The organism is Micromonospora sp. NPDC023888 (genome assembly GCF_040639415.1).
Lineage (GTDB): Bacteria > Actinomycetota > Actinomycetes > Mycobacteriales > Micromonosporaceae > Micromonospora.
The window spans coordinates 1-23,742 of the sequence record NZ_JBEZZW010000004.1 but is presented as its reverse complement, the minus strand read 5'-3'; the positions used below and the strand labels follow the sequence as shown (position 1 = coordinate 23,742).

General features: G+C 71.2%; 24 protein-coding genes, 1 tRNA gene and 1 rRNA gene. 9 read left to right on the top strand and 17 right to left on the bottom strand.

The annotated features are described in order from the left end of the window. The first annotated feature begins 9 nt into the window (after positions 1 to 9). Both AB0F61_RS04625 and AB0F61_RS04620 read left to right on the top strand, forming a co-directional pair. Positions 10 to 945, top strand: a complete 936-nt coding sequence (locus AB0F61_RS04625) for a TetR/AcrR family transcriptional regulator C-terminal domain-containing protein (RefSeq protein ID WP_357803272.1) — start codon at positions 10 to 12, stop codon at positions 943 to 945. A gap of 134 nt (positions 946 to 1,079) precedes the next feature. Next, a complete protein-coding gene (locus tag AB0F61_RS04620) occupies positions 1,080 to 2,207 on the top strand; it encodes an ice-binding family protein (RefSeq protein ID WP_357803269.1) in 1,128 nt (375 codons plus the stop codon). Here AB0F61_RS04620 and AB0F61_RS04615 read toward each other — a convergent pair. From AB0F61_RS04615 to AB0F61_RS04605, 3 genes are all read right to left on the bottom strand, one after another. Then, a complete protein-coding gene (locus tag AB0F61_RS04615) occupies positions 2,174 to 3,289 on the bottom strand; it encodes an NYN domain-containing protein (RefSeq protein WP_357803267.1) in 1,116 nt (371 codons plus the stop codon). The two genes, AB0F61_RS04620 and AB0F61_RS04615, sit on opposite strands and share 34 nt — an antisense overlap. Further along, positions 3,289 to 3,930, bottom strand: a complete 642-nt coding sequence (locus tag AB0F61_RS04610) for a hypothetical protein (protein ID WP_357803265.1) — start codon at positions 3,928 to 3,930, stop codon at positions 3,289 to 3,291. The genes AB0F61_RS04615 and AB0F61_RS04610 overlap by 1 nt, the downstream gene beginning before the upstream one ends. 258 nt (positions 3,931 to 4,188) lie before the next feature. Then, positions 4,189 to 4,275, bottom strand: a tRNA-Ser gene (locus AB0F61_RS04605). A gap of 75 nt (positions 4,276 to 4,350) precedes the next feature. Here AB0F61_RS04605 and deoD point away from each other — a divergent pair. After that, a complete protein-coding gene (gene deoD / locus AB0F61_RS04600) occupies positions 4,351 to 5,058 on the top strand; it encodes a purine-nucleoside phosphorylase (RefSeq protein ID WP_030328147.1) in 708 nt (235 codons plus the stop codon). A gap of 140 nt (positions 5,059 to 5,198) precedes the next feature. On the opposite strand, the gene AB0F61_RS04595 is transcribed toward deoD, so the two are convergent. The 4 genes from AB0F61_RS04595 to AB0F61_RS04580 are packed head-to-tail and all read right to left on the bottom strand — an operon-like array spanning position 5,199 to position 8,741. Next, on the bottom strand, positions 5,199 to 6,407 hold the full coding sequence (locus tag AB0F61_RS04595) for an ABC transporter permease (RefSeq protein WP_357803676.1): 1,209 nt from the start codon (positions 6,405 to 6,407) through the stop codon (positions 5,199 to 5,201). A gap of 32 nt (positions 6,408 to 6,439) precedes the next feature. Beyond that, entirely contained in the window at positions 6,440 to 7,141 is a 702-nt protein-coding gene (locus tag AB0F61_RS04590; protein ID WP_357803263.1) for an ABC transporter ATP-binding protein, read from the bottom strand. Next, a complete protein-coding gene (locus AB0F61_RS04585; RefSeq protein WP_357803261.1) occupies positions 7,138 to 8,220 on the bottom strand; it encodes a peptidoglycan-binding protein in 1,083 nt (360 codons plus the stop codon). Before AB0F61_RS04585 ends, AB0F61_RS04590 begins: the two co-directional genes overlap by 4 nt. Next, on the bottom strand, positions 8,217 to 8,741 hold the full coding sequence (locus AB0F61_RS04580; protein ID WP_357803258.1) for a hypothetical protein: 525 nt from the start codon (positions 8,739 to 8,741) through the stop codon (positions 8,217 to 8,219). Before AB0F61_RS04580 ends, AB0F61_RS04585 begins: the two co-directional genes overlap by 4 nt. A 185-nt stretch (positions 8,742 to 8,926) precedes the next feature. Between AB0F61_RS04580 and AB0F61_RS04575 the strand changes: the two genes are divergently transcribed. Next, complete coding sequence (locus tag AB0F61_RS04575) at positions 8,927 to 9,583, top strand: response regulator transcription factor (protein WP_357803256.1); 657 nt, start codon at positions 8,927 to 8,929, stop codon at positions 9,581 to 9,583. Continuing rightward, positions 9,580 to 10,734 carry a HAMP domain-containing sensor histidine kinase gene (locus AB0F61_RS04570; protein ID WP_357803254.1) on the top strand — a complete coding sequence of 385 codons (1,155 nt, stop codon included), beginning with the start codon at positions 9,580 to 9,582 and terminating at the stop codon, positions 10,732 to 10,734. The genes AB0F61_RS04575 and AB0F61_RS04570 overlap by 4 nt, the downstream gene beginning before the upstream one ends. 17 nt (positions 10,735 to 10,751) lie before the next feature. Here the strand turns inward: AB0F61_RS04570 and AB0F61_RS04565 are convergent, their stop codons facing one another. The 4 genes from AB0F61_RS04565 to AB0F61_RS04550 form a co-directional block, all read right to left on the bottom strand. After that, a complete protein-coding gene (locus AB0F61_RS04565) occupies positions 10,752 to 11,198 on the bottom strand; it encodes a nucleoside deaminase (protein WP_357803674.1) in 447 nt (148 codons plus the stop codon). A gap of 145 nt (positions 11,199 to 11,343) precedes the next feature. After that, positions 11,344 to 11,871: a tRNA adenosine deaminase-associated protein gene (locus AB0F61_RS04560; RefSeq protein ID WP_357803252.1), complete on the bottom strand. Its 528-nt coding sequence runs from the start codon at positions 11,869 to 11,871 to the stop codon at positions 11,344 to 11,346. A gap of 117 nt (positions 11,872 to 11,988) precedes the next feature. Next, positions 11,989 to 12,156 (bottom strand): hypothetical protein, encoded by a 168-nt coding sequence (locus tag AB0F61_RS04555; RefSeq protein WP_167454701.1) that lies wholly within the window; start codon positions 12,154 to 12,156, stop codon positions 11,989 to 11,991. Positions 12,157 to 12,250: 94 nt separating this feature from the next. After that, positions 12,251 to 12,637, bottom strand: a complete 387-nt coding sequence (locus AB0F61_RS04550; RefSeq protein ID WP_357803672.1) for a hypothetical protein — start codon at positions 12,635 to 12,637, stop codon at positions 12,251 to 12,253. Positions 12,638 to 12,707: 70 nt separating this feature from the next. Between AB0F61_RS04550 and AB0F61_RS04545 the strand changes: the two genes are divergently transcribed. Continuing rightward, entirely contained in the window at positions 12,708 to 13,478 is a 771-nt protein-coding gene (locus AB0F61_RS04545; protein WP_357803251.1) for a M23 family metallopeptidase, read from the top strand. Positions 13,479 to 13,507: 29 nt separating this feature from the next. Further along, the gene (locus AB0F61_RS04540) at positions 13,508 to 14,578 is read left to right on the top strand and encodes a PHP domain-containing protein (RefSeq protein ID WP_357803250.1); all 1,071 of its coding nucleotides are present in this window, start codon (positions 13,508 to 13,510) and stop codon (positions 14,576 to 14,578) included. A gap of 141 nt (positions 14,579 to 14,719) precedes the next feature. On the opposite strand, the gene AB0F61_RS04535 is transcribed toward AB0F61_RS04540, so the two are convergent. Next, positions 14,720 to 15,700 (bottom strand): DMT family transporter, encoded by a 981-nt coding sequence (locus AB0F61_RS04535; RefSeq protein ID WP_357803248.1) that lies wholly within the window; start codon positions 15,698 to 15,700, stop codon positions 14,720 to 14,722. A 132-nt stretch (positions 15,701 to 15,832) separates the two neighbouring features. Here AB0F61_RS04535 and AB0F61_RS04530 point away from each other — a divergent pair, with 132 nt between their 5' ends. Further along, on the top strand, positions 15,833 to 17,503 hold the full coding sequence (locus tag AB0F61_RS04530; RefSeq protein ID WP_357803246.1) for a DUF885 domain-containing protein: 1,671 nt from the start codon (positions 15,833 to 15,835) through the stop codon (positions 17,501 to 17,503). Positions 17,504 to 17,556: 53 nt separating this feature from the next. On the opposite strand, the gene AB0F61_RS04525 is transcribed toward AB0F61_RS04530, so the two are convergent. The 3 genes from AB0F61_RS04525 to nudC all read right to left on the bottom strand — a co-directional run bounded on the left by AB0F61_RS04525 (position 17,557) and on the right by nudC (position 20,972). Next, complete coding sequence (locus AB0F61_RS04525; protein ID WP_357803244.1) at positions 17,557 to 19,008, bottom strand: DUF6114 domain-containing protein; 1,452 nt, start codon at positions 19,006 to 19,008, stop codon at positions 17,557 to 17,559. Positions 19,009 to 19,085: 77 nt separating this feature from the next. After that, positions 19,086 to 19,709 carry a DUF6230 family protein gene (locus tag AB0F61_RS04520; protein ID WP_357803242.1) on the bottom strand — a complete coding sequence of 208 codons (624 nt, stop codon included), beginning with the start codon at positions 19,707 to 19,709 and terminating at the stop codon, positions 19,086 to 19,088. 342 nt (positions 19,710 to 20,051) lie between these two features. Next, a complete protein-coding gene (gene nudC / locus AB0F61_RS04515) occupies positions 20,052 to 20,972 on the bottom strand; it encodes an NAD(+) diphosphatase (RefSeq protein WP_357803241.1) in 921 nt (306 codons plus the stop codon). A gap of 182 nt (positions 20,973 to 21,154) precedes the next feature. On the opposite strand from nudC, the gene AB0F61_RS04510 reads away from it, so the two are divergent. Beyond that, on the top strand, positions 21,155 to 22,969 hold the full coding sequence (locus tag AB0F61_RS04510) for a VanW family protein (RefSeq protein ID WP_357803240.1): 1,815 nt from the start codon (positions 21,155 to 21,157) through the stop codon (positions 22,967 to 22,969). Positions 22,970 to 23,127: 158 nt separating this feature from the next. Here AB0F61_RS04510 and AB0F61_RS04505 read toward each other — a convergent pair whose 3' ends face one another. Together AB0F61_RS04505 and rrf are read right to left on the bottom strand one after the other, a co-directional pair. Continuing rightward, positions 23,128 to 23,376: a hypothetical protein gene (locus AB0F61_RS04505; RefSeq protein WP_357803238.1), complete on the bottom strand. Its 249-nt coding sequence runs from the start codon at positions 23,374 to 23,376 to the stop codon at positions 23,128 to 23,130. A gap of 226 nt (positions 23,377 to 23,602) precedes the next feature. Beyond that, positions 23,603 to 23,719: ribosomal RNA gene (gene rrf / locus AB0F61_RS04500) — 5S ribosomal RNA — on the bottom strand. Positions 23,720 to 23,742: the final 23 nt, after the last annotated feature.

Here is a 23,742-nt window from a genome sequence, read left to right as displayed (position 1 = left end):
AGGCGCACCGTGACCGAGTTCGACGAGTCCACTCCGCCCTATCTGCGCATCGTCGGGGAGTTGCGGCGGCGCATCAATGCGGGCGAGTTGAGCCCCGGCGACCGGGTGCCGTCCACCCGTCAGATCGTCCGGGAGTGGGGGGTCGCCATGGCGACCGCCAGCCGGGCGCTCACCCTGCTCCGCCAGGAGGAACTCATCCGGGCGGTGCCCGGCGTCGGCATGGTGGTGACCGGCCCCGAGTCGACGCCGGCCGGGCGGGCCGGGCGGGTCGACGCACGTCAGCGTCCGGCCCGAGGGGTGACTCGCGACCAGGTGGTACGCACCGCCACCGAGATCGCCGACGCCGAGGGGTTGGCCGGGCTGAGCATGCGGCGCATCGCCACCGAACTGGACGTGCCGACCATGTCGCTGTACCGGCAGGTGCGGGGCAAGGAACAGCTTCTGCTGCTGATGGCGGACGCCGCGTTCGCCGCCCACCGGCTACCCCGCACGCTCCCGGTCGGGTGGCGGGCCCAGTTGGAGCTGCTCTGCCGGCTCCAGTGGTCGATCTACCGCCGGCATCCCTGGCTGGCCCAGGTGATCTCGGTGACCCGTCCGCTGATGGCGCCGCACGCCGTCGCGCACACCGAATGGGCGCTGCGCGCCCTCGCCGGGCACGGCATGGACCAGCACACCCAGCTCCATCTGGTGGCCGCCCTGGCCAACCACGTACGCGGCACGGCGGTGAACCTGCAACAGGGAGCCGAGGCGGAACAGGACACCGGTCTGACCGACGACGAGTGGATGGTGACGCAGGCCGAGGTCTTGGCCGGCCTGCTCACCGCCGGCGAGTTTCCGCACCTGGCGCGGCTGTCCCGATCGGAGATCGACCTCAACGTCGACAGCCTCTTCGAGTTCGGCCTGCAACGTCTGCTCGACGGGATGGCGGGGCTGCTCGAACATTGACGAATTAGTCCGGTTTGGCAGTGTTCATGCCAATATGGGGCGTTGAGAGGCTTTCCATCCGTCGAGTGTCCTGAGGAAACATGGCGATCTCCGGCAGCACGGGCACGTCCCACAAGATCACCGGGATGTCCCGGATGGCTACTGCCCTGACCCTGGTCGGAGCGATCACGGCCCTGGCCCTGCTGGCCGCCCCACGCAGCGCGAGCGCTGCTGAGCTACCGGTGCCGCTGGGCGCCGCCGCCAACTTCGCGGTCCTCGCCGGCACCACGATCACCAGCACCGGACTCAGCGTGGTCAACGGCGACATCGGCGTGAGCCCGGGTACCGCGGTGACCGGTTTTCCTCCCGGCCAGCTGAACGGGTCGCTGCACGCCAACAACGCCGCCGCCGTGGCGGGTCAGAGCGATCTGGCCATCGCCTACAACGACGCCGTCGGACGAACGACCACCGACGTCGTCTCGGATCAGCTCGGCGGGACCACCAAGACCACAGGCGTGTACGAATCCGTCGCGGGCACCTTCGACATCACCGGTGACCTGACCCTCGACGCGGAGGGCGACCCGAACGCCGTCTTCATCTTCAAGGCCACCACCACGCTCATCACGGGTGCGTCGAGCATGGTGAACCTGGTCAACGGCGCCCAGTCGTGCAACGTCTTCTGGCAGGTCGGTAGCTCTGCCACGCTGGGCGCCAACTCGACACTTCGCGGCAACCTGCTGGCTTTCACCTCGATCACCGTGGGCGCGGCGCTCGAGGTCGACGGCCGAGCCCTGGCGATCAACGGCGCGGTCACCATGGACACCGCCACGATCACCCGGTCAACCTGCGCGGTACCCGGGGACTTGTCGATCAGCGCACCGACGACAGCCGATCTGGGCAGCGCCAGCCTGGGCGGAGTCGTGTCGGGAAACCTGGGCCCGGTCACGGTGACGGATGAACGCCTCCTGTCCGCGCCGAACTGGACCGCGACCGTCGTCGCGACGGACTTCGTCACCAGCGGCAGCCCGGTGCACACGATCTCCAACACCAACGTCTCCTTCTGGTCGGGACCAACCACCTCGACCAGCGGGATCGGCACCTTCACCTCGGGCCAACCGACCGCCGGAGACGCAGAGACCATTGATGTCGAACGGACCGCGCTCACCCTCACCGCCGGCATCGGCAACAACGCGGCGACCTGGGACCCCGTCGTCTCGGTCCACATACCTCCGACCGCCGTCGCGGGCGCCTACTCCGGCACCGTCACGTTCTCGGTCGCCTGAGAGGCTGCCGCAGACGGAGGATGCCCGACCAGCTCGCGGCCCAGGCCGCAGCGGCGGCAGGCTCCGCGTCGGCGCAGGTGGTAGGCGATCGTGGCGACGCCGAGCCCGACTCCCCACGCGATCCAGAACAGGCTCGGAACGTGCACGGCCCAGGTGCCCCGGGCTTCCGGCGTCCAGAGGAACATCAGCCCGGCGGGGATGATCGTTACCGCGACGATCGACGCTGGGATGACGGCGAGGGCTGGTGGGACGCGTTTCCCGGCCCGGAACCAGATCCAGCGGGGATAGACCTCGCCCCACCGTGCCACCAGACCGTGGGTGAGCACCCCACCCACCGCTGACGCCACCGCGCAGCCGAGCCCGACCGCCAGCATCCCTGGTGTGTCCTGCATCATCCGCAGGAAGTCCGAGGTGACACCGAGCGGGAAACCGAGGGCCCAGGCGATCCTGGTGATCTCGTACGGCAGCGGGGCGAGGCAGGCGACCACGACGGCCCACCTTCCCCAGCGCAGCAGAGTCCGCCGGGACGGTCCGTCACCGCCCCCGTGGCGGCGGCCGCAGTGGAGACAGGCGGCCCGGACCCGCCGACGGTAGGCGACGGTGGCGGCCGCCCACAGCAGACCACCGACGAAGATGATGATCAGGTTCGTCCGGTGCCAGTAGAGAATGTCACCGATACCGCCCTGGTCGCCGGGCACACCGGTGAAGGCGAAGACCAGCAGCAGCGGCGCGAACGCCACCAGGACGATCAGGGTGTAGTCGGGAATGATCAGGACCAGCCCGCCCGCCATCACCCATCCGAAGACAGCCAACCCCACGGACAGGCGACCGGGCCGGGCACGTCGCGCCATCACCAGCGCGATGACCCCGCCAGCCAGCCCGAGTACGGCGATGACCGGGGCAACGACCTCGACCGGGCTGCCTTCCAGGATCGACCCCGACACGCGCTCCGGGTCGACCGGCGCGAACGGGAACCCGTCCCCACCGGCCCACCAGTACAGCCCCAACCCGCCGTACACGAACGAGAACGCCGCGGCCGCGTAACCGGACCACGTCGGCCAGCGCGCCCACCAACGCCACATCACGGCTGCGGCCGTTCCCGGCCCTCCAGCGGGGGAACCTTGGCGGCATGTACGGCATATCCGCCTACGAGAATCGGATAACGGGGTCTCGACGGTAAGCCCGGAGGAAGTTCCGTCTCGGGATCGATGCAGCCGGTGGGCGGTCGCTCGCTCCCGTTCGTCGCCTGAGCGTCGACGATCTGATCCGGTCCTCGCCCCCCGTCGATGATCTTCACGTAGAAGCCGTGGTTCTTCACGCTGCTCTGCCCTTCCGGCACGATCGCGGTGAACACCGCGACGTTTCCGGTGACCCGCAGGCACGTCACATCGGCCCATCCCTGCGCTGCCAACGTGCCGTCCGCCTGCTCGTGCCGGTACCGGAACTGGCCGTGCGCCGATCCGTCGGAGGCCGTCACCGCGTAGACGCCGAACCAGATCCGGTGCCCGACCGTGTTGGGCTCGTCGTACACGAAATGTCCCAGCCCGACGACCATCGACCGCCCGGCGGCAGCGCCTCTCGCCCCGGGATGGGCCTGGGCGACAGCGGGCGCGGCCGCCACGCCCACCACCGCAACCGCCGCCAGTGTCGTCGCACGCAAACGAGATCTGAACACGTCGTTTCCTCCCGACCATCCGTCGCTGACGTGCTTCAGCATCACCAACCGCCGATGCGACCGAATCCCCCGGGCGAGCCAGCCGGGTCCCCTCAGCAAGGGACGGCGCCGGCCCAGGGACGCGGTCGGCCGGGCCGCCGGGCGTCGATCCGCCGGCGATGATCGGGGACAGCTACTGGGACTTTCGCTCGTGGGACATCGCCACTGGCAACTACGCCGACCAATTCGGTCTTTGAACTGGGGCAACCTACCGAAAACGCCCGGCTGATCCTCGCGGATCAACCGGGCGTTTCTGCACTTCATGAGCGGTGGCGGAGGGATTTGAACCCTCGGAGGGCGTTAACCCTCACACGCTTTCGAGGCGTGCTCCTTAGGCCGCTCGGACACGCCACCGCCGACGAGGGTACAGGACCGCCGGTTCGGACGCCGAACCGGTATCGCCCGGGCCGGCCTGGCAGGATCTTTGCCATGAGTACGCACATCGGCGCGAAGCCGGGCGAGATTGCCGAGCGGGTCCTGATGCCGGGCGACCCGCTGCGGGCCAAGTGGATCGCGGAGACCTACCTCGAGGGCGCCACCTGCTACTCGACGGTTCGGGGCATGCTGGGCTTCACCGGCCGCTGGAACGGCGTCGAGGTCTCCGTCCAGGGCTCCGGCATGGGCATGCCGTCCGCCTCCATCTACGCCCACGAGTTGATCAACGAGTACGGCGTGAAGACGCTGATCCGGGTCGGCTCCTGCGGCGCCCTCAGCACCGACCTCCAGTTGCGCGACGTGGTGGCCGCGATCGGGTCGTCCACCGACTCGAACATGAACCGGATGCGCTTCGACGGGTTGATCGACTACGCCCCGGTGGCCGACTTCGGGCTGCTGCGTACCTCGGTCGAGGTGGCCGAGCGGCGCGGCATCAGCATGCACGTCGGGCCGATCCTGGCGGCGGACGCCTTCTACACGGACCGGCCGGACCTCTACGACACCCTCGCCGACTACGGGGTGCTGGCGGTGGAGATGGAGTCGGCGGCGCTCTACACGATCGCCGCCCGGTTCAAGGCCCGCGCGCTGACCGTGCTGACCGTCAGCGACCACATCAAGACCGGCGAGAAGACCACCTCGGAGGAGCGGGAGCAGACCTTCAGCCAGATGGTCGAGATCGCCCTCGACACGATCATCGCCTGACCCGTTCGGGCGGCGTCACCGCGAAGAGCGTGATGACTGTGAGGCATCTTGATGCCTCACAGTCATCACGCTCTCTCGCATCTGGCCGGCCCGGCTCGCGCCACGCCGCCCGACCCGCGCCACGCCGGCACGACCGCTAGTCAGGCGGCGGCCAGCGCCTCCGTCGGTGCCAGGCGGGCGGCCCGCACCGCCGGGTAGAGGCCCGCGAAACCGCCGATGACAAGGGTCGCGCCCACCCCGCCGAGCATCGCCCAGGCCGGCACCACTGTCGGCCAGTCCTGGGAGAACGCGTACCCCGAGGTGACCAGGATGCCCAGCAACACCCCGCCGATCCCACCGAGCACGGAGAGCAGCAGCGATTCGGCGAGGAACTGGGTCCGTACCTGCCCACGGGTCGCGCCGAGCGAACGGCGCAGGCCGATCTCGGCCCGCCGTTCCAGCACCGAGATGACCATCGTGTTGGCCACCCCGACCCCACCGACCAGCAGCGCCACCGCGCCCAACCCGAGCAGCAGCCCGGTGAACGCCTCGTCGGTCGCCGCTGCGGCGGCCAGCGCGTCCGACGGTCGGGAGACCTGCACCTCGTTCGGCGCCTCCGGGTTGGCGGTCGCGCCGAGCACGTTCCGGACCGCCTCCACCGAGGCCTCGTGGGACCGGGTGTAGACCGTGGTCGGGTGCCCGTCGAAACCGAGGTACGCCGCTGCGGCCGGCCAGCCGACCAACGCCGAACTGTCCAGTTCCGGGGCGAGCGGGGCCGGGGCGAGGATGCCGACCACGGTGAACCAGCGCCCGCCCAGATGGATCTGCACGTCCGGTCCGGCCGCGCCGAGCCCCAGTCGTCGGGCGGCGGCGTCGCCGAGCACCACGGCCGGATAGCGCTCGGTGGCCCCGTTCAACCAGGTGCCGCTGCGCACCGTCGCACCGACCGTGCCGAGCAGCCCGAGCTGGGCGGCCCGAGCGGCGATGCCGCCCGTCTCACCGGACGGGATGCGATCACTGCGGTAAACCGGGGTGTCCGGCAACTGACCGGTGGCGGCGACACCGGTCACCGGTGCGATCCGGCCGATCATCGCCACCGACTCCACCGGCAGCTTCGCCTGATCACCGAAGAGGGTGTTCCCGGGCGCCACGCTCAGCAGGTTGGTGCCGAGCCGGTCCAGCGTGCGGTCCAGGTCCGCGCGGGACGACGACGAGATACCGACCACCGCGACCATCGCCGCGATGCCGATCGCGATGCCCAGCGCGGAGAGGAACGCGCGCATTGGTCGAGTGCGCAGTCCCACCCCGCCGACCCGGAACACGTCGCCCGGGCCCAGCCGAGCCGGCGTCAGCCGTGGTCGCGCGTCCACCGGAACCAGCCGTAGATGGGTGTCGGTCGCCATCAGTGCACCTCCTCGACGAACGGGCCGGCGGCCGGATCGCCCACCACCCGACCGTCGCGCATCCGCACCTGCCGGGGCAAACCGTCCGCGATCTCCCGGTCGTGGGTGATCACCACGACCGTCGTGCCGGCCGCGTGCAGGTCACGCAGCAGGGCGAGCACCGCCGCGCCGGCCACCGAGTCGAGGTTGCCGGTCGGCTCGTCGGCGAGCAGCACCGCCGGCTCGCCGACCACCGCCCGGGCCACCGCCACCCGCTGCCGCTCGCCGCCGGAGAGTTCGTGCGGTCGGTGGGTCAGCCGGTGGGCCAACCCGACCCGATTCAACGCCGCCTCCGCGCGCCGTCGCCGCTCCCTTCGGGGTACGCCCGCGTAGAGCAGCCCGTCGGCCACGTTGTCCAGCACCGGCGTCCCGGCGGCCAGGTGGAACTGCTGGAAGACGAAGCCGATCCGGCGGGCGCGCAGCGCGGAGAGCTGCCGGTCCGGCAGGGTCGCCACGTCGTACCCGTCGATCCGTACCCGGCCGGCGGAGGGACGGTCCAGGGTGCCGATCAGGTTCAGCATCGTCGACTTGCCGGAACCGGACGGGCCGACGATCGCCACCAGTTCGCCGTACCCGATCCGCAGCGAGACCTCGCGCAACGCGGCGACCCCGCCCGGGTACGTCCGGCTCACCACGTCCAGCACCACGGCGTCACCGGTCACGCCGGCACCCCCACGATCATGCCCTCGGCGATCTCCGGGCCGCTGACCTCAACCCGGCCGGCGGCGAAGAGCCCGGTGGTCACCGCGACGATCCGGCTCCGACCGCCGTCGACCACCTCGACCCCGTAGCCGCCCTCGGCGAGCGCGAGCAGCGCCGCCACCGGCACGGTGAGCACGTCGGGGCGTTCGGCGGCGGTGAAGGTGACCTCGACGCTCGCCCGGTCGTACCCGGCGAGCTTCGTCGGGTCGACCACCGAGACGGTCACCTCGATCTTCGTCTCGGCCTCGGTGGACTGCCCGGTCGCGCCAGCCGAGCCGGCCTCGATCACCGTCTGCACGGACTCGACCTTTCCGGCCAGCGGGTCGCCGTCCGGCAGGGCCACGCTCACCGCGCCGCCCTCCTTCGCCAGCCGGTGGTCGTCCACGTCCAGCTCGACCGTGACCAGCCGGCTGGTGCCGGTGTACGTGAGTACCGCCTGGCCGGGCTGCGCCACGTCGCCGATCGCCGCCTGGTGGCTCTCCACCCGGACCGCGCCGTCGGCGTAGACGATCCGGCCCAGCTCGACCCGGCCCGTCTCGGGCAGCCCGAGATCCTCCTGCCACTCCCGGACGGCGTCGGCGGTGCTGCCGGTGTACTCGTCGTCGACGGTGAAGCCGTCGTGGCCGAGCGCTCGCAGGTTCCGCTCGAACTGCGCGACGTCCGCCCCCTCCACCCCCGGTTCGAGCACCCGGTACGCCGGCAGCGATCCGTAGAGCAGCAGGACCGGGTCGTCGTCCGCCGCGTACAGCCGGCCGCCCCGCTTCACGACCGTGCCTGTCTCCGGCAAGCCGGTGATCGTTCCGCCGAACCGGGCGGTCGCGGTCCGGGTGGTGCCGTAGCCCAGCTCCCCGTCCACGTTCTGCGCGTCGGTCAGCGTCTGACGGGTGACCGTGGCCGTGCTCGGCGGGGTGGTGCCGGCCGCTGCCGTACCCCGGTCGGTGCCGCCGAAGCCGACCGCGGCAGCGACGCCGGCCGCTGCCGCGACCACGACGGCGACGGTCAGCGCGACCGTCCGGAGCCGAAGGCGGCGAGCCCTCACTGGGTGACTCCGGCGATCTTCGGTGCGTACTGCTGGCACTTCTCCAATGCGGCCTTCACCTTCGGGTCCTTCAGGTTCATCTGGTCGCGCCGCAGCTGGATCCCCCCGTCCGCCGACGGGTCCGGGAAGTCCGTAACGCCGTTCTCGCGCATGCAGACGGCGAGCTTGCGCAGCCGCTCCACCTGCTCCGGGCCGGACTTGAGCTTCTCCCCACCGTTGGGCAGGTACTGGCGGCACTGCTCCATCGCCGCCTGCACCTTCTGCGGGTCGGTGTCCTTACCGAACTGGAACAGGCGACCGCCGCCCGGCTCCGGATCCGGCACCTCCACCCCGTTCTCCCGCATGCACTCGCTGAACTTGAGCTGCCGTTCGTCGTCGCTGAGCTGGGCCGCCGGGCTGGCGGACGCCGGTTGCGCCCCGCCACCGCCGGCGGTCGCCACCGCTGGTTCGTCGCTCGATGGGCCGCAGCCGGCGACGGCCAACACGAGCAGCAGCGGCAGCGCGAAAAGTCCTCGTCGCATCGCACGCCTCCTCTCCCGGGCCCGACGCAACCGCCGGGCACTGCGATCCGGCCGACGGAACCCGCCGACCGGGACGCCCAACGGAACCCGTCGGGCGTCCCGGCCAGTTCACGACAAGGGACGTGTCCCGGGCGTAACCGCCGACGTTTACGGTGGCGTTATCCGTACCCGGGCACTATTGGCGGGTGAGGGTGCTGGTGGTCGAGGACGAGAGCCTGCTCGCCGAGAGCATCGCCGAGTGGCTGCGCCGCGAGGCGTTCGCGGTGGATGTCGCGTACGACGGCGACGCGGCACTGGAACGACTCGGCGTCAACGACTACGACGTGGTCGTCCTGGACCGGGACCTGCCGGTGGTGCACGGCGACGAGGTGTGCCGGGCGATCGTGGACGGCGGCGGGGAGACCCGGGTGCTGATGCTCACCGCCGCGGCGGCCGTGCGGGAGCGGGTGGCCGGCCTGGCGCTCGGTGCCGACGACTACCTGACCAAGCCGTTCGCCCTGGTGGAACTCTCCGCCCGGGTGCACGCGCTGAGCCGGCGGACCCGCCGGGCCGCGCCGCCCACCCTGACCCGGGCCGGAGTCCTGGTCGACCCGGCGCGCCGCGAGGTGCACCGCGACGGCCGGTACGTGCCGCTGTCCCGCAAGGAGTTCGCCGTGCTGGTCGAGTTGCTGCGCGCCGACGGCGCGGTGGTCTCCGCCGAGGAACTGTTGGAGCGCGCCTGGGACGAGCACATCGACCCGTTCACCAACGTCGTCCGGGTCACCGTCATGAAGCTGCGCCGCAAGCTGGGCGAACCGCCGGTCGTCGAGACCGTGCCCGGCGTGGGATACCGGGTACCGTGAAGCGCTTCTCGCTCCGCGCCCGGCTCACCCTGATCTACGGCGGCCTCTTCCTGGTCGCCGGGCTGGTCCTGCTCGCGGTCACCTACGTCCTCGTCGAACAGCGGACGGCGCAGCCGTTCGGGTTGGCGCTGCGCGACGTCAAGCCGATCATCCCCGAGGTGGGGACGAAGCTGTCCGGCAACGAGGCCGAGCAACTGCGCGCCATCATCAACAAGGCCCAGGGCGACGCCCGGGACCAGACGCTCTACACGCTGCTCACCCAGGGCGGGATCGCCCTCGGCCTGGTCTCCGCGGTGGCCATCGCCTTCGGCTGGCTGATCGCCGGCCGGGCGCTGCAACCACTGCACCAGATCACCGGGACGGCCCGGCGGATCGCCGTGGGCGGTCGCGGCCTGCACGAACGGATCTCGCTCCCCGGCCCGCACGACGAGGTACGCGAGCTGGCCGACACCTTCGACGAGATGCTGGAACGGCTGGACCGCTCCTTCGACGGGCAGCGCCGCTTCGTCGCGAACGCCTCGCACGAGTTGCGTACGCCGCTGGCGCTGAACCGGTCGCTCATCGAGCTGGCGGTCACCCGGACCGGCGCCTCCGAGGACGTACGCCGGCTGGGCGAGTCGCTGCTGGCGGTGAACGAGCGGCACGAACGGCTGATCGACGGGCTGCTCACCCTGGCCGACTCGGAGAACGAGGTGACCGCCCGGTCCCGGGTGGACCTGGCCGACCTGGCCGACCACGTGCTGGACCAGGCCGGCGTGGGTACGGGCGGGCCGACAGTGACCCGGGAGCTGGCGCCGGCGATGGTCCACGGCGACCCGGTGCTGCTGGAACGGCTCACCACCAACCTGGTGGAGAACGCCCTGCGGCACAACGTGTCGTCCGGCGGTTGGATCCGGGTGAGCACCGGCCTGCGGGACGGCCGCCCGACGCTGACCGTGCAAAACACCGGCCCGGTGGTGCCCGGCTACGACGTGGAGGCCATCTTCGAGCCGTTCCGCCGGCTCTCCGGCGAGCGGGTCGGCGGCGGGCGCGGGTTCGGCCTGGGGCTCTCCATCGTCCGGGCGGTGGCCCGGGCGCACGGCGGCACGGTGACCGCCCGACCGCGCGACGGCGGCGGGCTGGTGGTCACGGTCAGCCTGTCACCGGCCTGACTGCGAGGGCGTTGTCGTCAGCGGAAGAAGGCGCGCAGGACGGCTGCGGTCTCGGCCTCCAGGACCCCGCCGTACACCTCGGGTCGATGGTTGAGCCGGCGGTCGCGGAGCACGTCCCAGAGCGATCCGGCCGCACCGGTCTTCGGCTCCCAGGCACCGAAGACGACTGTGGAAACCCGGGCCAGCACCAGCGCCCCCGCGCACATGGTGCACGGTTCCAGGGTGACCACCAGGGTGCAGCCGTCCAGCCGCCACCGACCGGCCCGCTCGGCGCCCCGGCGCAGGGCCAGCACCTCGGCGTGCGCGGTGGGGTCTCCGGACAACTCCCGCTCGTTGCGGCCGCTTGCCCACTCGGTCCCGTCCGGCCCGTAGAGCACCGCCCCCACGGGCACGTCGTCCACGTCGGTGGTGTCTGCCGCAGTGCCGGCGGTGTCGGTGACGGCGACCTCCAGGGCACGGCGCATCCACAGCTCGTGCCGCTGCCGACGGCCGACCTCACCCGGGTCGGCCAGGCCCTCGTGCGCGCCCGGCCCGGCACGCCCCACCGCACCGGGAGTCGGCTGCCCCGGCCGGATCGTCTCCAGTGCCGGGTCGGTGGCGTCGGCCGGCTCAGACCTCACGCAACTCCTCGACCTCGTCGGCGCAGCCGAGCACCTGGCAGATCTCGGCCGTGACATCCGCCGGCAACATCCCCTCGTGCGTGCACAGGGTCAACAGCTTCTGCGCGGAGATGCCCAGGTTGGCCAGCAGATCGGCCTCACCCACCGGATCGGCCTCCGGATCTACGACGGGCTGCTCGCTCTCCTCGTCACCGGTGGTCGCCGGGCGTGGTTCCTCGTCGCCGTCGAGCCCGGTGACCGACGTCTTCAGGTCACCGACCAGCAGCGCGCCCAGCGGGGACTCCTCGGCGTACGCGGAATCCGAACCGAACACCCGCAGATCCTCGCCCTCGTCGAGACGCAGGATCACCAGGTACGCGTCATCGGCCTCGACGAAGAGCAGCGACACGTCGGCCTCTAGGTCGACGTCACGAAGCCGCTCGGCGACCTCGTCGATGTCGGTGGCGCCACGCAGGCTGACCTCGGCGGCGGTCCAGCCACTGTCGTCGCGCACAACGGCCGCAGCGAAGTACGACACGGTCCCCCCAATAGCCCTCGACACAGCGTCGACTCGTTACGCGTGCACGTTAGCCGGTCGGGTCGGCAGGCGACTCGTCAACGCCCCGAAGGGTCGGTCATTCCTGACAAAGTCGGATCAGCCGGCTACTCGACGGCGGGTGGCGATGAGCTGGCGCAGACGCTCGGTGCGCTGCCGTTGCGGTCGGCTGCGCTGGCGGACCGCGCGGGCGCCCGCCAACTCGGCAAGCAACTGCAGGCGGCGGCGACTGCGATCCGGGTCCTGTCGCGGGGTGGTCCAGGCCATAGTGCCGAGCGTGCCGAGTCTCGGCGGCCACGTCAAGACGGCGTTCGCTACGCAGCCAACCGGGCACGCGGCGCAGTCGGCCGCCGCGCCTCGATCACCACAGCGGCCAGTCCCCGCTCGTGGCCCAGCGGACCACGACCACTGCGGCGGCGATGCTCCAACCACCCGCCGTGACGATCGCGACCCCGGTGGCGACCCCACGGTCGCCGTAGCGGACCAGCACCAACGCGGTCAGCCACGCCAGCAGGCCCGCCAGCACCGTCCACCACGCATAGCTCGTCACATCGGTGCCGAGCAGGCCGAACAGCAGCAGCCAGGTGGCCGCCGCGCCACCGCCGGTGGCGACGCCACCACCGGTGACCGGGTGCGGCTCGCGGTAGGTGGGGCGGGACGGGGGCCCGGCCGGGAAGAGCCCCGACGGGATGCGGGCCACCTGCTGTGCGGCGGCACCGGGATCCGGGCCAGGATCGGGTCGGGCGATGGTCACCGTCGCTGCCCTCCCTCACGCGCGCCGCTCGTGCTCACGGTACCGGCTCTGCCAGGATGACCGGATGCCCTCGCCGACGATCAGCCGCCGCCGCGCGCGTCCGGCGTACCCGATCCTGCTGCTGCTCGCCCCGGTGCTGGCCGCCGGCTGCGCGACCACCCGGCCGGGCACGCCGCCCGACGGCGCCCCGCCGACGCCGTCGGCGGTCTGGGCGACCGCCGACCAGCCGGTATCGCCGACGGCCGCGCCGACGGCTACCGGTTCGGCCCGCCCGAAGCCGTCGTCGCCGGCCAGCCCGTCGGCGACGGCACCTCGCGGCGGGCTGCGGCACGTCTTTCCGGTACGCGCCGGCAACGTGGACTACCACCCGACACACGGCGCGTACCCGGCCACGGATCTCTTCGCCGACTGCGGTGAACCGTTCGTCGCGGTGACCGACGGGACGGTGCTGGAGGTCAGTCGGGTCGACAGGTACACCAAGCGTGGGCCGCAGGGCCCGGAGAACGGCGGCCTGTCGGTCTCCCTGCTCGGCGACGACGGGGTGCGTTACTACGGCTCGCACCTGAGCGTCGTGTCCAGCGGGGTCGACGCCGGGGTGCGGGTCCGCGCCGGGCAGCAGCTCGGCAAGGTGGGACGCACCGGCAACGCCAACAACGTCTGCCACGTGCACTTCGGCATCTCGCCACCGTGTGCGGGCAAGGACGGCTGGTGGATCCGGCGCGGCGTGCTCTGGCCGGCGCGGTACCTGGATTCCTGGCGGGGTGGCGGCAATCGGGAACCGGCCGCCGAGGTCGTCGAGTGGCAGCGCAAACACGGCTGCCCGAAGGCTCCCTGACCGGTCCCGCAGCGACTAGGTTCGGTGGGATGAACGCCCGGGACCCCATCGCCGACCTGCGCCGCATCGCGTTCCTGCTGGAGCGGGCCAACGAGGCGACGTACCGGGTACGGGCGTTCCGGTCGGCGGCGGCGGCGTTGGCGGGTCTGCCGGTGACCGAGGTGGCCGCACGGGCCGACAACGGCACGCTCACCGAGTTGGCGGGTGTCGGCGACGTGACGGCCCGATGCGTGGCGGAGTCGCTGGCCGGTGAGGAGCCGGTCTACCTGCGCCGGTTGCTGGCGACCGAGGGCAGTGACCTGGATGCCGAGGCCACGGCGCTACGCGCCGCCCTGAAGGGCGACTGCCACACCCACTCGGACTGGTCCGACGGCGGCTCGCCGATCGAGGAGATGGCGCTGGCCGCTGTCGAGTTGGGCCACGAATATCTGGTGCTGACCGACCACTCGCCACGGCTGACGGTGGCCCGGGGGCTGACCGCCGACCGCCTGCGCCGGCAACTCGACCACGTGGCGCAGGTGAACGCGGCGCTGCCCGAGGGCTTCCGGATCCTCACCGGCATCGAGGTGGACATCCTCGCCGACGGCTCCCTCGACCAGGACGATGAGCTGCTGGCCCGGCTGGACGTGGTGGTCGGCTCGGTGCACAGCGGCCTCAAGGACGAGCGGTCGAAGATGACCCGTCGCATGCTGACCGCGGTCGCCAACCCGCACCTGGACATCCTCGGTCACGTCACCGGTCGGATGGTCTCGTCCCGCCCGGCCGGGGTGACCGGTCCGGGCGACCGGGGGCACCGCGCCCGGACCAGGGCGGAGAGTGACTTCGACGCGGACGCCGTCTTCGCGGCCTGCGCCGAGCACGACACCGCCGTCGAGATCAACTCGCGGCCGGAGCGGCAGGATCCGCCGAAGCGCCTGATCCGTCGGGCGCTGGAGGCTGGCTGCCGGTTCGCCATCAACACCGACGCGCATGCGCCAGGCCAACTCGACTGGCAGCGGTTCGGCTGTGAGCGGGCCGCCCTCTGCGGCGTCCCCGCCGATTCGGTGGTCAACACCTGGTCGGCGGAGCACCTGGTGGCCTGGACGCACAAGCGATCCTGACCGGCGTCGGCTCGCGTCTTCCGACCACCCGGCGCTGATCGACTCGGTTTCATGGAAACGGGCCTGTCCTACTGCCTTGGACACCCCGATTCCACCGAAGCCGAGTCGATCACGGGCCGGATCGAGCCGGGGCGGCGGCCGTCAGTGGCGGGCGGGCTCGGCGGCGGGTGCGGCGGGAGCGCCGACACTGACCACCGGGCGGGGCTTCCGACGCCCGAACACACCCTGGGCGACCGCGACCCCGAGCAGCACGATGAGCGCGCCGACCGGCTGGTGCCAGTTGAGCCGCTCGTCGAGCGCCACGGCTCCGATCAACACCGCGAAGATCGGGATCAGGTACGTGACGGTCGACGCGGTGCTCGCGCCGGCCACCCGGATGTTGCGCATGTTGATGACGAAGGCGAGCCCTGTGCCGAGGGCGCCGAGGGTCAGCACGCTTGCGAGCACCCCCGCCGACAGCTCGGTGGGCAGCGGCGGCAGGCCGGCGACGAACGGGGTGACGATGGCCAGTTGCGCTGCGGCGAGCAGCAGTTGGGCAGCGGAGAGCGACAGGCCGGAGTGAGTGCTGCCGGCGACGAACCGCTTCTGGTACGGGATGGCGACGCCGTAGCAGGCGGCCGCGCCGAAGCACATCAACTGCCCGGTGAAGTGCGCTCCGCCGACGCCCTCCCAGACGCCCAGCACCACGAGCACCCCGAGGAAGCCGAGCCCGAGCCCGATCGCTCGGCGCACGGTCAGCCGCTCGGTGCGGAAGACGAGCACCGCCAGCGGCAGCACGATCAGGGGCGTGGTGGCGTTCCAGATGCCGGCCAGCATCGACTCCACCCGCTGCTCACCGTAGCCGAACAGGGTGAACGGCACGGCCACGCCGAACGCGGCGACGACGGTCAGGTGCGCCCAGATCCGGGGCTCGCGGGGCAGCCGGTCACGCAGCACGGCGAGGACGACGAGCAGGGTCAGCGCGCCGGCGACGACCCGGTAGAGGGTGAGCTGGACCGGGTGCAACTCGGCCACCCCGACCTTGATGAACAGGAAGCTGGAACCCCAGATCGCGGCGAGGGCGACGAAGCCCGGCAACCAGGCACGAACCGGCGCCTTGTCAGGAGTGATATCGGCAGTCACCCCTGACACTCTGCCGGAACCCCCCGACAAAGTCGCGCGCCTTTTCCGACGGTGCGCTGCTCGTCACGTCAGGGCCCTGAACACGACAAACGTCGTCGACACGGGGGCGGGGTGGTCACGTAGGGTCGCAGCGTGGGACGAATCGATGAAATCGCCAACCGTTACGTGGCCGAGTGGGCGCCGTTGAGCCCCACCGGCGCGACCTTCGTCGGCATCGCCGGCCATGAAGACCAACTCGACGACCTCTCACCGGAGGGTTACCGGGCGCGCGCGGACCTCACCCGCCGCACGCTCGCCGAGCTTGAGGTGACCGAGCCGCAGACCGAGTCCGAGCGGACCGCCAAGGAGTCCATGCAGGAACGGCTCGGCCTGGACCTGGCCCGGTACGACGCCGGCGAGACGACAAGCGGCATCAGCGTGATCGAGAGCGGGCTGCACGAGATCCGCATGGTGTTCGACCTGATGCCGACCACGACCAGCGACGAGCAGGCGAACATCGCGGCCCGGCTCAACGGCTTCGCCGGCGCGCTCGACAACTACAAGGTCACCCTCCGGGAGGCCCTCGCCGCCGGTCAGGTCAGCTCGAAGGTGCAGCTGGTCGAGGTGGCCAAGCAGTGTGACGTGTGGGTCGACCCGACCCAGGACAACTTCTTCCACGGGCTGGTCGAGCGGCTCGGCGCGGAAGGCTCGCTCGGCGCGGAGCTACGTCGCGGCGCGGCGGCGGCGACCGCGGCGACCGCCGAGTTCGGCCAGTTCCTGCGTACCGAGTTGGCCCCGCACGGGCGGGACAAGCAGGCCGCCGGCCGCGAGCGCTACGAGCTCGCCTCGCAGTACTTCCTCGGCGCCAAGATCGACCTGGACGAGACGTACGCCTGGGGCTTCGACGAGCTGGCCCGCCTGGAGGCGGAGATGCGGATCGTCGCGGGGCGCATCGCCGGCTCCGGTGCCACAGTCGACGAGGCCGTGACCACGTTGGACGCCGATCCGGCGCGGACCATCCAGGGCAAGGAGGCGTTCCGGGACTGGATGCAGGCCCTCGCCGACAAGGCGATCGCCGAGCTGCACGGCACCCACTTCGACATTCCGGAGCAGGTCCGGCGCATCGAGTGCTGCCTCGCCCCGACGAGCGATGGTGCCATCTACTACACCGGCCCCAGTGAGGACTTCTCCCGCCCGGGCCGGATGTGGTGGGCGGTGCCGCAGGGCATCACCGACTTCTCCACCTGGCGGGAGGTGACGACCGTCTTCCACGAGGGTGTGCCCGGCCACCACCTCCAGGTGGCGCAGACCGCCGTCCGGGCCGACCTGCTCAACCGCTGGCAGCGGCTGCTCTGCTGGGTCTCCGGGCACGGCGAGGGCTGGGCGCTCTACTCGGAGCGACTGATGGACGAGCTGGGCTACCTGGAGGACCCGGGCGACAAGCTCGGCATGCTCGACGGCCAGGCGATGCGTGCCGCCCGGGTGATCGTCGACATCGGCATGCACCTGGAGCTGGAGATCCCCAAGGACAATCCGTTCGGCTTCCACCCGGGCGAGCGGTGGACGCCCGAGTTGGGCTGGGAGTTCATGCGGGCGCACTGCCGAGTGCCGGACGAGAATCTGCGCTTCGAGCTGAACCGCTACCTCGGCTGGCCGGGGCAGGCGCCGTCGTACAAGGTGGGTGAGCGGATCTGGCTCCAGGCCCGCGAGGACGCCAAGGCCCGCAAGGGTGCGGATTTCAACCTGCGGGAGTTCCACCGGCAGGCGCTGGACCTGGGCGGGCTGGGCCTCGACCCGCTGCGTCGGGCGCTGGCTCGACTCTGAGTCACAACGGTTCCGAGCGCCGGCGGTACGACGACCGCCGGCGCTCCCAACCGTCAGCCGAGGGTCAGCGCCAACGCCGGCCGGGCGGTCAGCGTGTCACTTGTGACGTACGCCAGGTCGATGGCCGGGTCGGTGAACGTGATCGGGATGGGCGAGGTGACCGGCACACCCTCCGGCAGCGGCAGATCCGGCGTCAGGGTGATCTTGATGCCGAGTAGCCGGCCGACGAACCGGGTGGCGTAGAACGCCACGTCTCCGCTGACGGTCAGCCGGTCCGTCGCGTACCGCTGGTTGCGCCCGGCGGGGCCGTCGGCGCTCAGCAGGAAGTCTTCGGTCACCGCCTCACGCATGCTGAACTTCAGCACCTTGAGGTCGCCCTGCACGGTGTGCAGGTCGGTGATCCCCTCGAACCGCAGCCCGGTCATCTTCACCGACGTTCCGGTGAGCTTGGACGGCGTCTGCGCCACCGTCGGCAGGGTTGGATCGGCGGCGATGCGCGGCAGCGGCTTGCCCGGCTCGACCGCGCCCGGCCGGTCCGGCGTCGGCGTACCCGGCCGGTCCGGGGTTGGCGCGCCCGGCCCGTCGGGGGTCGCCGGGCCCGACCCGCCCGGTGCCGGCGGCGGGCAGTCGCCGGGGTCGTCCGTCGGCGTGCCGGTCGGTTTCGCTGTGGGCGTGGCGGCCGGGCTCGTCGACGGTGTCGGGGTCTCCGCACGGCGCCCACCACCGAGCAGATCGCCGATTCCGTCCAGGATGTCGGTGACCACGTTGCCGTCCGCGTCGGGGCTCGGTGTCGGTGTGGCCGGGCCGGCGCTGGGCGACGGGCTGGCATCCCGGGACGGGGTGGGGCAGACGGCCGCGGCGAGCCGGCTCGGGGCGGCCCGCACCGCCCGGGGTTGGATGGCCAGTCCACCGGCGGCCAGGCCGAGCACCACGATGACGATGCCGAACGTGCGACCGGGGTCGGCGGGACCTCGTCCCGGCCACTCCGGCGGCGCGCCGTCGGCAGACCCCTGGCCGGCCGGCGGGAGCGCGGCCGGCTCGACGCCAACCTGCTCGACGCCCGCCGACTCACCATCCGACCGCTCGACGGCAGCGGGCTCGACGGCAGCCTGTGGTGTGGTGGGCGTCCAGGCGAAGGCGAGCGCACTGCCGACGATGCCGAGCAGCAGACCGACGAAGAAGCCGCCCAGGTTGAGCCCGATCAGCGAGTAGACCGCGGTGACCGCCGCGACCACCGAATAGAACAGGCGCTGCGCGGGGGTGAACCACAGCAGCAGACCGCAGGTGACCAGGATGATCGGGATCAGCAGCGAGAGCAGGCCGCTCGCCCCACTGTGGAAGCTGAGGCCGTTGATGGTCATCCGGGTGGACGCAAACATCTCCAGCCCGGCCAGCGCGGTGAGCAGGCCGCCGGCGAACGGTCGACTGCGCCGCCAGCGGCGGAAGAGCCGCCACGCCTGAGCCGGACCACCAGGCCGGGCGTGGGACGGGTTCGCGGTTGTCACGTACTCCTCCTGGCCGCGCGGGGAAAGGGACACGGGCCGGACCCGCGGCGGTGAGGCACCGCGGGTCCCGGCTCACCTCAGAAGCATTCCTTGCCCTTGGCGTCGTCACCCACGTTGACCTTCAGCCGGAGCCCGACCAGGTTGAACGTGGCCGCCGTGGTGTAGCGGGACACCTGCTTCAGGTCGGTGATGGTCACGTGGTCGGAGTTCTGACCGAACGAGCCGGCCTGCGCCGTCGGGTTCAGGTCGGTGGCGTCCCGACCGATCTTGATGTTGGTGAAGGTCGCGTTGCCGTCCAGCGAGTCCATGGCGATCAGCAGGTCCTTGGCCCGCGCGGGCTCCTTGCCCTCACCGGCGTTGATGGTGAGCACCACCGGCAGGCCCGGCAGGTCGGCGCGGACGGACTGGCAGAGGCTGTACAACTCGGCGCTGCTGATCTCGGAGAGCGCGATCGGGTGGACCTGGCCGGCCTTTCCGTCCTTGCCCTTCTCCCGGACGATGCCGCCGTACTGCTTGAAGCCGTCGCCCTCGAGGCGCTCGGCGCCGATCTTGAAGGTCTGGCCGGAGACCGTGATGTCGGACGCGATCGCGCCTGTCGACATTCCGAACAGGATGGCGCCCGCGGCGGCCGTGGCGGGCACCGCCATGGCGGCGAACCGCCGCCACCGGGTACGACCCTGATTGTTCAACCGATCCTGCACGGGTTCCTCCTCAAGGTGGATGCGCGCGGCTCGCCGGTCACCAACTGGCGGCGCTGCGCCGGGCCCGCCATCTGTTACCGACGGGTAACGAACGGGCTTGATGGTGCACCCGATAGGGCGTAGCTCACAACCCCCCGATTACCAGGCAGTAATTGCAGGCAAGCGGAAAAGAAGCGCTTCGTCACGATGGGTTGACGTGATCACATGCAGAAATGGGGAAAAGTCGACGAAAGGTGGCGTGATAAGTGGCGTTGACTGCGGAGAGTGCCGAAGAATGGGCTGATTACAATAACGTAACGGATGTAAAGCAGGCGGTTTGGTGCGGCTCACGACAGCACACCGTCAGGACCCTGCGGCCAGCCAGTCCTCGAGAAGGCGGTGGTCGATCGCGTCCACCCGCCCGAGCGTGCGGCCGGAAGCCACCCGATCCCGCAGCTCGGCCCGGGTGAACCAGCGCGCCTCCAGCAACTCCTCGCCATCGACGCGTATCTCGTCGGACGTGGCGGTGGCCCGGAAGCCCACCATCAGGCCGGCGGGGAACGGCCACGCCTGCGACCCCTGGTAGGTCACGTCGGTGACGGTCACGCCCGCCTCCTCGGCCATCTCCCGACGGACCGCGTCCTCCAGGCTCTCGCCGACCTCCACGAAGCCGGCAAGCGTCGAGAACGCGTCCTCGGCCGCACCGGCGTGCCGGGCCAGCAGGCAACGCCCGGGTGGGCCGGGTGCCTCGACCAGCACGATGATCGCCGGTTCGATCCGGGGGAAGAGGAGACGCCCACACTCACCGCCGGTGCAGGTGCGCATGTGCCCACCGCCGTCCGCGACGGCCGGCGCCCCGCACGCCCCGCAGTACCCCTGCTGCCGATGCCAGTGCAGCAGACCCCGGGCGTACGCCTGCACGGCCGCGTCACCAGGGTCGAGCCGCCCGACCAGCGCCCGCACGTCGACGGAACGCGCCGCACCGGCCATCTCGACGGCGGCCCGTTCGGGAAGTGCGGACAGGTCCACGGCAAACACGGCGACGTCACCGTCGAGCCCCAGGAAGACCGTCTCACCCGCGGCGGACCGGACGAGCGACGCCCGCTCCGCGGTGAGCCGTACCGGCCCGCCCGCGTCGACGAGACAGCGGTCCCGCCACAACGCCAACACGACGGTGCTCGACTCGGCGAGCAGTGCGCTCAACCGGGTCGGATCGGTGCGCAGGGGCCCCGCCCGGTCCAGCCAACCGCCGCCGTACGCCAACACCCGCTCCGCAGTGTCCACCCGGCCACCGTGCCACGCCTCTGATCCGCCGCCGGCACCGCCCCCGCACTCCGCGGACACGCCGGGCGACACGCGGTAGCAGCACCGGATGGGCGCAGCCCGCGAGGACGGCCGGGCATTCGTTACCGTAGGTGCCTCCGGGAGGGAGTACCTCCCGCGGCACCCTGGCGATCGAGGTTGCAGTGACGCTGTACGGCGAAAAGAGTCCCCCCGCCGACGACCGGCCCACCGTGCAGGTCACCGCGGTCACCTGGCCGGACGACGGACCGGTGACGACCTCCGCCCCCGGCGAGCCGGAGGGTGGTCCGCGCCGACCCCGCCGGGTACGGATGCTGCTCGCCACCGGCGTCACCGGTGGCGTCCTCGCCGCCGTGGCGGGTGCCGGGGCCTGGGCCTATGCCGGTGACGTTCCCCGCGGCACAACCGTGCTCGGCACCGAGTTGGGCGGCCGGAGCCGCGCGGACGCCGACCGGGAGTTGCGGGCCGAGCTGGCCCGGCGCGCGGCGGCTCTCGCCGGCCCGCTGAAGATCACTGTCGACGGGCGGACCGCCGAGATCAACCCGGCCGAGGTGGGGTTGGCCGTCGACGTGCCGGCGACCGTCGCGGCAGCGGCTGCCGCCGAGGCGCACCCGGTCAGCCGCCTGGTCGGCTCCCGCACGGTCGACCCGGTGGTCACCGTCGACGTGGGCCGGTTGGACGACGCGCTCCGTAAGGTGCTCGGCGACCAGGCCCAGGGGATGACGATGCCGGCGATCACCTACCAGGGCACCACGCCGAAGGTCGTGCAGCCCAAGCCGGGGCTGGCCTTGGAACCGCAACGTTCGGCCGAGGTGGTGCGCGCCGGCTGGCTGGCCGGCACCCCGGTCACCGTGCCGCTTGTGGAGAGCCACCCGGCGACCACTCCGGAGGAGCTGGACCGGCTGGTCACCGAGCTGGCCAAGCCGGCGGTCGCCGCACCTGTCACCCTGCGTACCGACAAGGGTTCGGTGCAGGTCCCGCCCGCCGCCATCGCGAAGAGCCTGCGGTTCACCGCCGACAAGGCCGGCAAGCTGACCCCGTCGGTGGACGTCAAGCGGCTACGGGCGGCGCTCGGCGCCAGCCTGGCCGCCATCGAGGTGCCGCCGAAGGACGCCACGATGACCATCTCCGGCGGCCGGCCCACCACCAGGGACGGGCGACCGGGCCAGCAACTGGACACCACGACCCTGGGTCAGGACCTGCTGGCGGTACTCCCGAAGGCGGACGGCCGCGAGGTGACCGGCGAGCTGAAGCCGACGCCGCCGGAGCTCACCGCCGAGAAGCTGGCCGGCCTGGGCATCAAGGAGCGGGTGTCCACCTTCACCACCCGTTTCACCGGCGGCATGGCCTCGTCGCGCAGCCAGAACATCGCGACCATCGCGAAGCAGGTGGACGGCACTGTCGTCCTGCCCGGCAAGACGTTCTCGCTGAACGGTCACACCGGGGAGCGCGGCTACGCCCAGGGTTACCGGGACGCGCCTGTCATCCTCGGCGGCAAGCTCGTGCCGGGTGTCGGCGGCGGCACCTCACAGTTCACCACCACGCTGTTCAACGCCACCTACTACGCGGGGCTGGAGGACGTCGAACACAAGCCGCACTCGTACTGGTTCGACAGGTATCCGGCGGTCATCGAGTCGACGATCTTCTGGCCGGACCTGGACTTCAAGTTCCGTAACAACACCGAGTACGGCGTCCTCATCGACACGTCATACACGTCGAGCACGATCACCGTGTCGATCTGGAGCACGAAGATCTACGACAGTGTGAAGACGGAGTACGGGCCGCGTCGCAACATCACCACGCCCAAGCAGATCCACCTGGAGCCCGGCCCCTCGTGCATCTCGACAAATGGCATCAACGGTTTCACCCAGGATGCCTTCCGGGTGATCAAGAAGGACGGCGCGGTGGTCAAGCGGGAGAAGTTCACGTGGCGCTACGACGCGGAGCCCCGCTACGTCTGCGGGCCGAAGCCCTCCTGAGGTCGCGCCCGCTCTGAAGTCGTAACCGCTCTGAGGCTCGCCCGCTCTGGACGTCGTGCCCGCTCTGAGGCCGTAACCGCTCTGAGGCCCTGCCCCCTGTTAGGCCTCACCAGCTCTGAGGCCTAACCCGCTCTGCGACGTCGTACCCACTCTTCGGCCTACGCGCTGGCGTCCCGGCCCTGGCCGTGGCGCCTGCCACCCTGCGGCGGCATCGGCACCACCCGCGCGTCCTGCACGCGGATCTCGGCGCGGATCCGGTGTGCGGCGGGATGCCACATCTCCTCGAAGGGGCCCATGACCTCACCGCCGATGCCGCGGCGCCGCACACGCGAGGCCAGCCACCACAGGGCCCCCAGGATCGCGGCCACGCTGCCGGAGAAGACCAGAAATATCAGCGCGTCGTCCACCCGCAGATCGTAGCGGCGCGAGGCACAGTCCCCGGCAGGTCGCGACAGCGAGGTGCGGCGGGCCGACCACGGCGGGATAGTTCCGATCCCGGTGATCGACTCGGTTTTCCTGATACCGGGTGTCGAGCGGTCACGGATACCGCGGTTTCGGTGATTCCGAGTCGACCATTCGGGGGGTAACGCAGAAAGGGCCACCCCTATGCGGGGTGGCCCTTTCTGAAAGATTGTCCGGCGGCGTCCTACTCTCCCACACCCTCACGAGTGCAGTACTATCGGCGCTGGAGGGCTTAGCTTCCGGGTTCGGAATGTAACCGGGCGTTTCCCCTCCGCCATGACCGCCGTAACTCTATGAACATATCAAACAAC